Annotated in this window: 10 protein-coding genes; 9 read left to right on the top strand and 1 reads right to left on the bottom strand. The window is 72.4% G+C overall.

Annotation, left to right across the window (positions count from 1 at the left end; genetic code table 11):
* The first annotated feature begins 38 nt into the window (after positions 1 to 38).
* A complete protein-coding gene (locus tag ACWD3E_RS13755) occupies positions 39 to 782 on the top strand; it encodes an N-acetyltransferase (protein ID WP_451387746.1) in 744 nt (247 codons plus the stop codon).
* A gap of 99 nt (positions 783 to 881) precedes the next feature.
* Here ACWD3E_RS13755 and ACWD3E_RS13750 read toward each other — a convergent pair whose 3' ends face one another.
* Positions 882 to 1574 carry a hypothetical protein gene (locus ACWD3E_RS13750; RefSeq protein ID WP_451387745.1) on the bottom strand — a complete coding sequence of 231 codons (693 nt, stop codon included), beginning with the start codon at positions 1572 to 1574 and terminating at the stop codon, positions 882 to 884.
* Between the two features lie 190 nt (positions 1575 to 1764).
* On the opposite strand from ACWD3E_RS13750, the gene ACWD3E_RS13745 reads away from it, so the two are divergent.
* The 8 genes from ACWD3E_RS13745 to ACWD3E_RS13710 all read left to right on the top strand — a co-directional run bounded on the left by ACWD3E_RS13745 (position 1765) and on the right by ACWD3E_RS13710 (position 13009).
* Positions 1765 to 3984 carry an N-6 DNA methylase gene (locus tag ACWD3E_RS13745; RefSeq protein WP_451387744.1) on the top strand — a complete coding sequence of 740 codons (2220 nt, stop codon included), beginning with the start codon at positions 1765 to 1767 and terminating at the stop codon, positions 3982 to 3984.
* A gap of 107 nt (positions 3985 to 4091) precedes the next feature.
* Entirely contained in the window at positions 4092 to 4709 is a 618-nt protein-coding gene (locus ACWD3E_RS13740; protein ID WP_451387743.1) for a hypothetical protein, read from the top strand.
* Positions 4710 to 4747: 38 nt separating this feature from the next.
* A complete protein-coding gene (locus tag ACWD3E_RS13735; RefSeq protein ID WP_451388139.1) occupies positions 4748 to 6241 on the top strand; it encodes a protein kinase domain-containing protein in 1494 nt (497 codons plus the stop codon).
* 155 nt (positions 6242 to 6396) lie between these two features.
* On the top strand, positions 6397 to 7047 hold the full coding sequence (locus ACWD3E_RS13730; protein WP_451387742.1) for a SurA N-terminal domain-containing protein: 651 nt from the start codon (positions 6397 to 6399) through the stop codon (positions 7045 to 7047).
* A 91-nt stretch (positions 7048 to 7138) separates the two neighbouring features.
* Entirely contained in the window at positions 7139 to 8113 is a 975-nt protein-coding gene (locus ACWD3E_RS13725) for a nucleoside triphosphate pyrophosphohydrolase (protein WP_451387741.1), read from the top strand.
* Between the two features lie 156 nt (positions 8114 to 8269).
* Positions 8270 to 10402 (top strand): hypothetical protein, encoded by a 2133-nt coding sequence (locus tag ACWD3E_RS13720; protein ID WP_451387740.1) that lies wholly within the window; start codon positions 8270 to 8272, stop codon positions 10400 to 10402.
* Positions 10399 to 11682, top strand: a complete 1284-nt coding sequence (locus tag ACWD3E_RS13715; protein ID WP_451387739.1) for a cytochrome P450 family protein — start codon at positions 10399 to 10401, stop codon at positions 11680 to 11682. The genes ACWD3E_RS13720 and ACWD3E_RS13715 overlap by 4 nt, the downstream gene beginning before the upstream one ends.
* A 190-nt stretch (positions 11683 to 11872) precedes the next feature.
* Positions 11873 to 13009, top strand: coding sequence for a transglycosylase family protein (locus ACWD3E_RS13710; RefSeq protein WP_451387738.1), 1137 nt, complete (start codon positions 11873 to 11875; stop codon positions 13007 to 13009).
* Positions 13010 to 13185 lie beyond the last annotated feature (176 nt).

Here is a 13185-nt window from a genome sequence, read left to right as displayed (position 1 = left end):
GCTTCCTCGATGTGCCCCGGTTAACTACCGTGACCGGCATGGACGTCAAGGTAAGCAGCCTCGCCGAGCGGCCCGACCGGCTGCCGGCGGTGTTCGGCATGGCCGACACATGGCCGGAGTTCGTGACCAACGACCCGGTGGGCTACGCCCACTACGGCCGCATCCCCACCGAACTGCCGGAGTACGCGCTGTTCGCCGAGGACGAGCGGGGCGAGATCGTGGCGCACGCCTTCAGCGTGCCGTTCGCTCTCGCGGCCGAGGGCCGGGGCAGCCTGCCCGCGCGGGGCTGGGACCAGATCCTGCTGTGGGCCTTCGCCGACCTGCGCCGCGGCACCCGCCCCGACACCGTCAGCGCGGTCTCGGTCGTCATCGCCCCGCATGCCCAGGGCCACGGCCTGTCCGCGGTCATGCTCTCGGCGATGCGGGACAACGCCCGCGCCCGCGGCTTCCGCGAGGTCGTGGCCCCCGTACGCCCGAACGCCAAGCACCGCGAGCCGCACACCCCGATCGCCGAGTACGCGCACCGGGTGCGCCCCGACGGGCTGCCGGAGGACCCGTGGCTGCGGGTCCATGCCCGCGCCGGCGCCACCATCGACTCCGTCGCCCCGGCCTCCATGACCGTGGGCGCTTCGCTGGAGGAGTGGCGCCGCTGGACCGGACTGCCCTTCGACACCGCGGGCGACGTCGAGGTGCCCGGCGCGCTGGTCCCGGTCCGCTGCGAACCGGAGCGCGGATACGCCGTTTACGTCGAGCCCAACGTCTGGATGCGGCACCCGCTCTGACCCTGCGCAGGGCCCAGCCCCCTCGGCGGGCGGCTGGGCGGGGGCGCGCGCCCGGATCGGGGCCGGGCGCGTGCCGCCCCAGTGTGGTGACCGTGCCGGTCAGGCCTTCTTCCAGTCGCCGCAGTCGGTCGTCTTGAAGTAGGCGTCCGTCGGGCGGATGGTGACGACGGCCGTGCCGGTCACGTTGTTGTTGGCGATGATCGAGTCCAGGCCGTGCTCGGCGTCCTTGGTGCGCTCCCAGTAGCAGGAGTCGTCCTTGTTTCCGGTCGACTTGTAGGTGCCCGGCGCGATGTCCGTGCCGACCTTGAACATGCCCCCCTTGCCGCTCATGGCGGAGGCGGGCGTCCCCTTTGCCTTCGGGTCTACGGCCTCCCAGTCCTTGCAGCCGCTGGACTTGAACAGCTTGTCGGTGGCCTTGATGGTGACGTAACTCGTGCCGGTGACATTGTCGTTGGCCAGCAGCGAGTCGGTGTCGCCCGAGGCGTCCTTGGCGCGCTCCCAGTAGCACATGTCGTCGGTGTTGCCGGTGGAGCGGTAGGTGCCCGGCTTCACGTCGGAGCCGACCTGGTACTCGCCGTCCCCGTCGAAGGCGGCCTTCTTCTTCTCGGCCGCCTTTGCGCCGCCGGAGTCCTTCTTCCCGCCGGGCTTGTGCTCGGCGGAGGCCGAAGAGCCCTTGCCGCTGCTGTTGGAACCGCTGTCCTTGTCACCGCCGCCGCCCGCGTTCGCGGACACGACACCGATGACGACGACCCCCACGACGGCGCCCAGCGCGACCTTGCCCTTCATCCCCATGACGGGTCCCCTCCCGTGTGCGGCGGCCTCCCCCTCTGGTGGGCCGCTCGTTCGCTGGGTCAATAAGAGCAGAGCCTGTGAACCGAGTCAACACGATTCACAAGATGAGGTGTGTACACGATCGTGAATGCATGGCTCTTGTGTACGCCGGTATGCTCGGTGCACACGTGGGATGAGGGGAGCGGGGCTGGTGCAGGACAACGCGACAGAGGTGACCGCGGCAGGTATCGCCCGGCTCGCCGGGGTGGGCCGCGCCGCCGTCAGCAACTGGCGTCGCCGCCACGCCGACTTCCCCAAACCGGTCGGCGGCACCGAGACCAGCCCGTCCTTCGCCCTCGGCGAGGTCGAGGCCTGGCTGCGCAGGCTGGGCAAGCTCGCCGAGGTCCCGCTGCGCGAACGCGTCTGGCAGCAGCTCGTCGGCCACCCCGGGGGCCCGGTCACCGCCCTGGTGCACGCGGGCTGCGTGCTGCTGCTGATCCATGAGCGCCCCACCGTCTGGCTGGACGCCGCCACCGGCTCCGACGAACGCCTGGCCGCGATCCTGCCGGGCGCGCTGGAACAGGTGCTGACCCCGCGCTTCGGTGCGACGCGCAGCCGCCGTGTTCACAGCGGAGGCTCCCGGGGCGAGGCGGCGGCTGTGAACGCCATGGGCCCTGTGAACACCGGGACGCCCGCTCACACCGGGGCGCCCGCCCCGGTCCCCGCCGCTGTGAACACCCCGCCCGCCGTGAACACGGGGACACCCCCGTCGCCCGTGAACACCGCGCCGGCCGTGGACAGCGCCCCCGCGCTGCACATCCCCACCGGCCCCGAACTCCTCCCCTCCGTCCCGCTCCTGCGCGGCGTGGCCGAGCTGGCCGCCGAGACGGGGGCGCGGCAGGCCTTCGAGTTCCTGCTGGGCCGGCATCTGGACGCCAACCCCCGCCAGTACACGCTCACCCCGGCCGAACTCGCCGGCCTCATGGCCGACCTGGCCGGCCCCGCCCGTACCGTCCTGGACCCTGCCTGCGGCACCGGCGCCCTGCTGCGCGCCGTCGAGACCCGGCCCGACCAGGAGCTGTACGCCCAGGACAGCGCCCACGACCTCGCCGCGCTCACCACGCTGCGGCTCGCCCTGCACGCTCGCGCGGGCGTGCGCGGCGCAGCCGGCGACACCCTGCGCGCCGACGCCTACCCGGAGCTGCGCGCCGACGCCGTCCTGTGCCACCCGCCGTTCAACGAGCGCAACTGGGGGCACGACGAACTCGCCTACGACCCCCGCTGGGAGTACGGCTTCCCCGCGCGCACCGAGTCCGAGCTGGCCTGGGTGCAGCACGCGCTGGCCCGGCTCGCCGACGGCGGAACCGCCGTCCTGCTCATGCCCCCGGCCGCCGCCTCCCGCCGTTCCGGGCGCCGGATCCGGGCCGACCTGCTGCGCCGGGGCGCGCTGCGGGCCGTGGTCGCGCTGCCGGTCGGGGCGGCGCCGCCGTACAACATCCCGCTCCACGTGTGGGTGCTGCGCCGCCCCGACCGGACACCGGCCGCGCCCGAGGTGCTGCTCGTGGACACCGGGCGGTTCGCCGGCGAGGGGCGCGGCGGACCCGACTGGGCGGCGGTGCGGGACGCCGTCCTGGACGCCTGGCGCGCCTTCGAGCGGGCCGGGCGGCTGGAGGAGCGCCCGGGACTGGCCCGCTCCCTGCCCGTCATCGAACTCCTCGACGACGACGTGGACCTCGCCCCCGCCCGGCATCTGCCGCCCGCCGCCGTGGCCGACGGCGCGGAGCAGCTCACCGCGGTGCGCGAACGCCTCGGCGTCACCCTGCGCCTGACCACGGAGCTCACGCCGCCCCCCGCCACGCCCGCGCCGGCCGCGCGCCGGCCGCTCACCACCATCGGCGAACTCGCGCGCGGGGGCGCCCTGGTGATGCGCACCGGCGGAAACGGCGGCCACGCGCGCGTGCCCGTGCTCACCGACCACGACGTCCTCGCCGGAACGGCCCCCTCCGGGACGCTCCCCGAGAGCGACGAGGAGGCGGTGCTGACCGAGCCGGGCGACGTCGTCGTACCGGTGCTCGGCGGCGGCTCGGTCGCGCGCGTCATCGACGACGCGACCGGAGGCGCCGCCCTGGGGCGCAACCTCGTGCTCCTGCGCCCCGATCGCACGGCGCTCGACCCCTGGTTCCTCGCCGGCTTCCTGCGCGGCACCGCCAACAACCGCCAGGCCAGCAGCTACGCCTCCACCGCCACCCGCCTCGACGTGCGCCGCCTCCAGCTGCCCCGGCTACCGCTGGACGAACAGCGGCGCTACGGCGCGCGCTTCCGCGCCCTCGACGAGTTCGAGCGGGCACTGCGCCACGCGAGCCGCCTCGGGGAGCAGTTGGTGCGCGGGATGTACGACGGGCTGACGGACGGGACGGTGGCGCCGGAATGACCGAAGCGATCAGTGCGACAACGGTTCGGTAGACCCGTAACCCCTTGTCGGTGTCGGCCTATAGGCTCGAACTCCGAAGTGGACCAACCCCCGGCCCAGGAGCAGTCATGTACGGCCACGGCGCGGCGCCGCCCACCCGCGGCGCGGGAAACGTCATCACCCTGCGCGTGCTGATGGCCGCCTGCGGCATGTTCTCGTGCGGCATCCTCGCGTGCGTGCCGCTGTTCCGGGTCGCGTTCCTGCGCGCGCGGTGGTTCGACTGGCTGGTGGCCTGGGCGAGCCTGGTGCTGGGCATGGCGTGCTTCGCGGTGGTCGGCTCGGTGCCGGAGAACGACAGGAGGGGCGACTTCGCGCTGGCCACGGTCCTGCTCCTCGGTGTCGCCGCAACCGTCCACTTTCTGGTCGCGGACATCCGGCACCACTCCAACGCACAGCGCGCGCAGTCCGGTTACGCGCCGCCGCACGCCCAGACCCTCCCGACGTCGTACGGCTACCCGCAGCCCGGGTCGCCGTACGCGAGCGCGCCGGTCACCCCGCACACCCCGCCGCCCATGACGCACACCCCGATACCCGGCCCCCCGCAGTCCACCCCGCTCGCTCCGCCCCCGCCCCCGCCCCAGGCCCACCCGCAGCCCCAGCGCCCGGCGCCCGCGCGGATCGACCAGGTGCGCGCCGAACTGGACGAGCTGAGCGACTACCTGCGCAACCACGAGGGCGGAAGGTGAGCGTGGCGGCGGGACGTGTCGTCGCCGGCCGTTACGAACTGTCCACGCTCATCGGCCAGGGCGGCATGGGCCAGGTGTGGACGGCGTACGACCAGCGGCTCGACCGGCGCGTGGCGGTGAAGCTGCTGCGCCCCGACAAGGTGGCCGGGCAGGAGGCGGACGAGCTGCGCCGCCGGTTCGTGCGCGAGTGCCGGGTGACCGCGCAGGTCGACCACCCCGGGCTCGTCACCGTGCACGACGCGGGCAGCGAGGGCGAGGAACTGTTCCTCGTCATGCAGTACGTCGACGGCGCCGACCTCTCCGACCACCTCGCCGAGCACGACCCGTACCCCTGGCAGTGGGCGGTCTCGGTCGCCGCGCAACTGTGCGCCGTGCTGAGCGCCGTGCACGCCGTGCCGATCGTCCACCGCGACCTGAAGCCGCGCAACGTGATGGTGAAGCAGGACGGCACGGTCACCGTTCTCGACCTGGGCGTGGCGTCGGTCATGGACACCGACACCACGCGCCTCACGCACACCGGCTCACCCATCGGCTCGCCCGCCTACATGGCGCCCGAGCAGGCGATGGGCGGTGCGGTCGGCCCGTACACCGACCTGTACGCGCTCGGTGTGCTGATACACGAACTGCTCAGCGGTGACGTGCCGTTCACCGGTTCCACGGCGCTCGGCGTGCTGCACCGGCACCTGTACGAGCCCCCGCTTCCGGTGCGCCGGATCCGGCCCGAGGTCCCCGAGGCGCTCGAAGCCCTCGTCCTCAGGCTGCTCGCCAAGGACCCGCAGCACCGCCCGGCCTCCGCGCAGGAGGTGTACGAGCACCTGGCCCTGCTGCTGCCCGCGCGCGGGATGCCGACGGGAGAGCCTTTGGACCCCACGCGCCCCTTCCTGCGCCCGCACGCCCCCTGGCCGGACCGCGCGCGGACGCCCGCGCCCCAGCCCGCCCCCGTCGCGCCCGCGCCGCCGGTGGCCGAGAAGCCCGATGTGGCCGCCGCCGTGGACGAGGTCAAGCGCCTCCTGGGGGAGGGCCGGATCACCCAGGCCGTGGACATCCTCGGCGCGATCCTGCCCGCCGCGGCCGAACAGCACGGCGAGCACTCCCCGGTCGTCCGTACCCTGCGCAAGCAGTACGCGGCCACGCTCCTGGACGACGGCCAGTACCGGCGCGCCCTGCCCGAACTGCGCCGCCTGGCCGACGAACGCGCCGCCGAGGCCGGCCAGGCCGACCCGCAGTCCCTGCGCTACCGCTACGAGGCCGCCCAGTGCCTGGAGCAGCTCGGCCAGCCGGCCGCGGCGCTCGCCGAGTACCGCGCGCTGCTGCCGTACTACGAGAACCAGTACGTCTCCGGCGACCCGCAGCTCGCGCACGACGTGCGCCGCCGTATCGGCCACCTGCTGCTCGCCCTCGGCGACCGCCCGGCCGCCCACGACACGCTCGCGCGGCTGCTGATGGACGTGGAGCGCGTGCACGGCCCGGGGCACCCCCTGGCGGCGGACATACACCGCACACTTCAGTGGCTGGGGCAGATGCACGGCTAGGAGTACACCTGGCTCCTGCCGTCGCGAGGGGCGCGACGGTGCCCGAAGCGGCTGTGAATCGTTGGTCGAATGGGTTGGCCGCAGCCTGCCCACTGCCTACCATCGATCACCGCAAGACTTTGTGCACCGTCGCACAAACTCCTCGGGAGGTTAACTTGCACCGCCGCCGTCGCACCGCGTTCGTCCTTTCCGCCGCGATCGCCGCCGCGGCACCCCTCCTCACCGCCTGCGGAAACGATGCGCACCCGGGTGCGGCGGCCGTCGTCGGCGGACAGCGGATCACCGTCGCCCAGCTGCAGAGCCGGGTCGACGAGGTCCGCAAGGCACAGCGGGCCGCGGTCTCGGACGAGGCCCAGTACCAGCAGGTCCTCGCCTCCACCAGCAGCCTCACCCGCGACACCCTGCACAACATGGTCCTGGACCGGGTGCTGCACCGGGCCGCGCAGGACGCGGGTGTCACGGTCACCCGCAAGGAGGTCCAGCAGATGCGCGCCGGCCTGGAGCTCCAGACGGGCGGCGCCAAGGGGCTGGAGACGGCCTGGCTGCAGAAGTACGGCATCGCGCCCAGGCGCCTCGACGACAACCTGCGCCTCCAGCTGGAGGCGCAGAAGCTCGCTGCCGGCCTCGGCACCGACACCAGCCAGCCCGCCTTCTGGAAGGCCCTGTCCAAGGCGTCCCAGGAACTCCACGTCGACCTCAATCCGCGCTACGGCGCGTGGGACGTGCAGCGGAGCAGCCGGGTGGACGCGAAGACGCCTTGGGTGCGGGAGGTCACGGCGGACGGCGGGCAGCCGCTGTCGGCGTAGAGCCGGGGCCGTCGGTCATACGATCACGGGAATCCAGGGGCCCTGTGGACAACCGGGCCGCTCCCTCCGCACCGTGCGTTACGTTCGGATCGTGAACGCAATCAGCCCCGAAGCCCCTGGCCGTATCGTCCTGCTCACCACGAGCCACCGAGTCGCGCCCGGCCTGCTGTCCTGGCCCGCCTGGCAGGCGCTGCGCGCCGCGGACGCCGTGCTGTGCGCGGACGGCGCCCATCCGCAGCTGCCGTATCTGCGCGAGGCCGGGATAGCGGTGGCGGAGGCGTCCCCCACCGCGCAGGAGCTGATCGACGCCTGCGCCGGCGGGCGGACCGCGGTGGTCGTGGCCACGGGTGAGGGCGAACCGGTCCTCACCGACGGCCTGGCCCGCCTCGCCGGCTCCGGCCGCGTCCGGATGCCGGAGCTGGAGCTGCTGCCCGCTTCCTACGACCTGCCAGGCGCCCGCCTCCTCGACCTCGTCCAGGTCATGGACCGCATCCGCGCCGAATGCCCCTGGTCGTCCCGGCAGACCCACCAGGGCCTGGCGAAGTACGGCATCGAGGAGGCGTACGAACTGGTCGAGGCCATCGAGGCCGGCGACCGGGACGAACTGCGGGAGGAACTGGGCGACGTCCTGCTCCAGGTCGTCTTCCACTCCCGCATCGCCGAGGAGGACCCGGACGCGCCGTTCTCAGTCGACGACGTGGCCGGCGGCATCGTCGCCAAGCTGATCCACCGCCACCCGCACGTCTTCGGCGACGAGAAGGCGGAGACGCCGGAGGACGTCAAGGAGCACTGGCTGCGCACCAAGGCCGAGGAGAAGCGCCGCTCCTCGGTGACGGAGGGCGTCCCCCTCGGCCAGCCCGGCCTCGCCCTCGCCGCCAAGCTCGTCTCCCGCGCCCGCACGGCGGGCCTGGACGTGCCCCTGCCGAGCGGCGCGGGCATCGGCTACGAACTGCTGGAGCTGGCGGCCCGCGCCGAGGCGGACGGCATCGACCCGGAGGCCGCGCTGCGGGCGGCGGCCCGCGCATACCGGGACGCCATACGGGCTGCTGAGGGGCTGTCCGCTTGATACCGTTGCTCTGACGGGCGGGCGCGATGCGTGGGGGCGGTTGTGACAGCGGAGTTGGTGCAGCTGAGGAAAGCGCTTCTGCGCGCGATCGACAGCTCGCCGACCACGGCACAGAGGGTCGCTCAGGTGATGAAGCGGGCAGGTGTCCGCGACGTCATGGACATCTGGATACGGCGTACGGGATCACGGGAGACGCGGACCGAGCGGCAGCTCGGCTCCCTGTCGACGGTGCGCGACAACCATCCCGAGAAGTTCTCCGAACTCGTGGCCATCGCGGCCGGTTACCCTGCCGCGGTACCCCAGCCGGCTCGCACCGCCTCGGCCCCCACGCCCAGGGGAGACGTCGGAACCCAAGTCGCGGGTGACCACGTCGACATGCGTCAGGCCACCTTCAACGACAAGGTCGTGGGACTGCAGTACAACCTCTACGGCGGTCCCGCGCCCGCGGAGTGGCGGCCGGCCGACCAGGTGGGGCCGTTCGCGTTCGGTGTGCATCCGACCCGGCCCGTGCCGGGGCTGTCGGACGTACCGCCGTACGTGGCGCGTGACCGCGACGAAGACCTGAGCGCCCAGCTCGCCCGTCCCGGCCTCGTACTGATCCTGGGTGAGCGCTACGCGGGCAAGTCGTACACCGCGTGGCACGGCGTGCGCTTACTGGAGGGCCACCGGCTGTACATGCCGGACCAGGGCGAGGACCTGCGCCCGCTGGTCGCCGCGCTGCGGGACAACCCCGGCAGGTACGTCGTCTGGCTGGACGAGCTGACCGACCACCTCGGCATGGGCGGGCTGGACCTGCGGCTGCTGGGGCGGCTCAACGAACTCGGCGCGGTCGTGCTCGGCACCATGAACCCCGCCGAGTACTACCGGCGCCGCGCCCGGACGGCCCCCGGCGACCGCGTCGTCGCCGCGGCCCGCACGGTGCTCCTGGAGCGTGAGTGGAGCGAGCCCGAGCTGCAACGGCTGGCGGCGGACGACGACCCGCGCGCGTACCCGGCGTACATGTGGAGCGGTAAGGAAGGAGCGGCCTCGTACTTCGCCGTCGGGCACCTGCTGTTCGACGAGTGGCTGCGGGAGGGCACGCGACAGGCGCACCCCCGTGGGCAGTTGCTGGTCCGGGCGGCGGTCGACCTCGCCCGGTGCGGGGTCACGGGGGCGGTACCGGCCGGGCTGCTCAAGAAGGTCCAGGAGAAGTACGCGGCGGAGGAAGCGGAGCCGGAGGAGTCCTTCGAGGACGCGCTCGCCTGGGCGACGGCCCGGATGTTCGGCGTGTCGGGACTGCTCGTGGCGGGCGAGGAGGACGGCACCTGGCGGGCGTACGGGGCGCTGGTCGCGGAGGCGCTGGGCTCGGGCGACCTGGAACCGGTACCGGACGAGGTGTGGTGGACGCTGCTGGGCGCGGCGGACCTGGGGGAGCCGCTGGACCGCGGGGCGGTTCTCGGCGCGGCCCACGCGGCGCTGCGTTCGCGTATCGAGGCCGGGGACGTGGAGGTGACGTTCCGCCTCGCCGTCTACACCGAAGGCGACGAAGGCGTGTCCTTGCTGCGCCGTGCGGCCGACGCGGGACATGGCCCGGCGGCGGCGGACGTGGCGGAGATCCTGCTGCGCGAAGGGAATGAGCAGGACGCGCTCCCCTATCTGGAGGTCGCCGCCGTGACCGGAGACCGTTGGGCCGCGCTGCGCCTCGGCCGGATCCACCGCGAACGCGCCAAGCGCTGGCTGCGTACGGCCGCGAAGGCAGGGGACGGGGCGGCGGCGCACGAGCTGGCGGATCTGTTGCTCACGAGCGATGTCAAGGCGGCGAGAGACTGGTATCTGGAGGCGGATCACCTTGGCTACGCCGAAGGGGCCAGGAGCCAGGGCATGTTCCAGCTGATCGAGGGCCAGCGCGAGGCCGCGGAGATTTGGCTGACACGCGCTGCGGACGCGGGTGACGAGCAGGCGGCCGAGTTGCTTGCCGAGTTGCTTGAGGAGGCCGGCCGCGAGCCGAGGCCCTTGGACGACGACTACTTCGACGGGGACGCGGACCCCCTCTACTACCCGCTGGACCCCACTCATCAGGGCGCCCTTCTGGAGATGCGGGGATATCTCGACGAGGCCCGCGAGAAATACGAGAAGGGCTACACGGTGGGCGACTCCTACGGCGCCTACCGTCTCGCCGCCCTCCTCGACAGGGAAGGCAAACCGGACGAGGCCAGGCAGTGGTACCGCAAAGCCGCCGACATGGGTCACCCCGCTGCCCTGAAGGCCCTCGGCGAGACGTCGGACAAGCCGGATACCGTCAAGGGGTGACCAACCAGTTCAACCCCCAGCCCGCCCCCGGCGCCCCCGCCCCCGACCTCTTCACCTGGGAGTTCGCCGCCGACCCGTACCCGGCCTACGCCTGGCTGCGGGAGCACGCCCCCGTGCACCGGACGCGGTTGCCCAGTGGGGTGGAGGCCTGGCTGGTCACCCGGTACGCCGATGCCAAGCAGGCGCTCGCCGACCAGCGGCTGAGCAAGAACCCGGCGCATCATGACGAGCCCGCGCACGCCAAGGGCAAGACCGGCATCCCCGGTGAGCGCAAGGCCGAGCTGATGACGCACCTGCTGAACATCGACCCGCCGGACCACACCCGGCTGCGCCGGCTGGTCAGCAAGGCGTTCACGCCCCGCCGGGTCGCCGAGTTCGCGCCTCGTGTGCAGGAGCTGACCGACCAGCTCATCGACGGGTTCGCGGCGAAGGGTTCCGCCGACCTCATCCACGAGTTCGCCTTCCCGCTCCCCATCTACGCCATCTGCGACCTGCTCGGCGTCCCGCGCGAGGACCAGGACGACTTCCGGGACTGGGCGGGCATGATGATCCGGCACGGCGGAGGGCCCCGGGGCGGTGTGGCCCGTTCGGTGAAGAAGATGCGGGGCTATCTCGCCGAGCTGATCCACCGCAAGCGGGCGGCGCTGCCCGCCGAGCCCGCGCCCGGCGAGGACCTGATCTCGGGTCTGATCCGCGCCTCCGACCACGGAGAGCACCTCACCGAGAACGAGGCCGCCGCCATGGCCTTCATCCTGCTCTTCGCCGGTTTCGAGACGACGGTCAACCTCATCGGGAACGGCACCTACGCCCTGCTCACCCACCCCGAACAGCGGCAGCGGCTCCAGCGGTCCCTCGCCGCCGGGGAACGGGAGCTGCTGGAGACCGGCGTGGAGGAACTGCTCCGCTACGACGGCCCGGTGGAGCTGGCCACCTGGCGGTTCGCCACCCGGCCGCTCACCATCGGCGGGCAGGACATCGCCGCCGGCGACCCGGTGCTCGTCGTGCTCGCCGCGGCCGACCGGGATCCGGAGCGGTTCACCGACCCGGACCGGCTGGACCTGTCCCGCCGGGACAACCAGCACCTCGGCTACGGCCACGGCATCCACTACTGTCTCGGCGCGCCGCTCGCCCGCCTGGAGGGCCAGTTCGCACTCGCCACCCTCCTCACCCGCCTCCCCGATCTGCGGCTCGCGGCGGATCCGGCCGAGCTGCGCTGGCGCGGCGGACTCATCATGCGCGGCCTGCGCACCCTGCCGGTGGAGTTCACGCCCGTCCAGTAGGAGCCGCTCACCCCTCCCACAAGCGCGGCCCGGCCAGGCGAAGATGAAAGACGTACAACTCCGTGATCTTCACGTGATCTGCGCGGCATTAACTTGTGACAAGTGATCGTATGCCGATACGTTCACTCGTCAGCGTGGCGCCCAGCATCACCCGCCGCGCCGGTCCTGCTGTCGCACGAAAGGCTTCCGTATGCTCACCGGGAACGGTCGTCACCGTCGCCCCCGTCAGGCTCCGGCCCTCCTCGTCGCGGCCGGAGTGACCGGCTCCGCGATCGCCATCCCGCTCCTCGGCGCAGCAAGCGCCAGCGCGGCCGACGGCACCACGTGGGACAAGGTGGCCGAGTGTGAGAGCGGCGGCTCCTGGAGCGCCGACACCGGCAATGGTTACTACGGTGGCCTGCAGATTTCCCAGGACGACTGGGACAAGTACGGCGGCACGAAGTACGCCTCCAGCGCCGACCAGGCCAGCCGTTCGCAGCAGATCGCCGTGGCCGAGCGGATCCTCGCCGACCGGGGCACCACTCCCTGGGCCACCTGCGCCCTGCTCAACGGCCTGACCGCGCACTCCGGCTCCGTGGACGTCGACACGGGCGTCGGAAACCCGGGTTCGGACTCGGCCTCCGGCTCGCACGGCTCCGGTGGCTCCTCCGAGTCCGGGCATTCGCCGGAGGACCAGCAGGACCAGCAGGACCAGCAGGACCAGCAGGACCAGCAGGGTCAGGATTCGTCCGACTCCGCCGACACTTCGGACTCATCCGGTCTGTCGGATTCGTCGCCTTCGTCACCCTCTTCGCCGTCGTCATCCCCGTCGCGGTCGTCCGACTCCTCGGACGCCACCGCCAAGCCGTCCCCGAGTGCGAGCCGTGGCGCGGGCGAGGGCGGCGACTCCGAGGGCTCCGGCAAGGGCGGCGAAACCCCCAAGTCCGACAAATCCACATCATCCGACACTCAAAACGGGCAGGGGGACGGTGGCGCCACCACGGACCCCGCAACGGACGACTCGGACAATTCCTGGCAGAACGGCGGCTCTTGGAGCCTCGTCGACACCGGCTCGCTCAGTAGTGGTGGACGTCACCGTGGCGTCAGTGCGGACGAAAGCGTGACAAACGGTCAGAACGCCACCCGGTCCGGTCGTCATGCGTCCCGCGATGCGAGCACCTACGAGGTCCGTGAGGGCGACACTCTCTGCGCCATCGCCGACTCCCTTGACGTCGACGGCGGATGGCGCGCGCTCTACGGCCACAACAAGAAGGTCATCGGCGCCGACCCGAACCACATCGCCGCCGGTCAGACCCTGGAAATCGGTGCGGAAACGGGCCAGAAGTAGCGGGAGTTGACGCCCCACTAAGCGCCTGAATGTCCGGTTTGGTGAAAGTGTGGGATGAGTCTCAGAAGCCCTGATCGTCTTTGAAATTCCGCGGATCGCGTGGCTACGGTCAAGGCCGCTCGTCACCACGAGCCCCGGCAGTCGCAACGCCGAATCCTGCCAGCGGTTGCCCGGGA

Source organism: Streptomyces sp. NPDC002676 (genome assembly GCF_053592455.1).
This window is presented reverse-complemented; position numbering and strand designations above follow the sequence as displayed.

Excerpts from the sequence above, each read along its gene's own strand:
- ACWD3E_RS13755 (WP_451387746.1), top strand. The coding sequence starts at position 39 with ATGGACGTCAAGGTAAGCAGCCTCGCCGAGCGGCCCGACCGGCTGCCG.
- ACWD3E_RS13750 (WP_451387745.1), bottom strand. The coding sequence starts at position 1,574 with ATGGGGATGAAGGGCAAGGTCGCGCTGGGCGCCGTCGTGGGGGTCGTC.
- ACWD3E_RS13740 (WP_451387743.1), top strand. The coding sequence starts at position 4,092 with ATGTACGGCCACGGCGCGGCGCCGCCCACCCGCGGCGCGGGAAACGTC.
- ACWD3E_RS13720 (WP_451387740.1), top strand. The coding sequence starts at position 8,270 with ATGGACATCTGGATACGGCGTACGGGATCACGGGAGACGCGGACCGAG.
- ACWD3E_RS13710 (WP_451387738.1), top strand. The coding sequence starts at position 11,873 with ATGCTCACCGGGAACGGTCGTCACCGTCGCCCCCGTCAGGCTCCGGCC.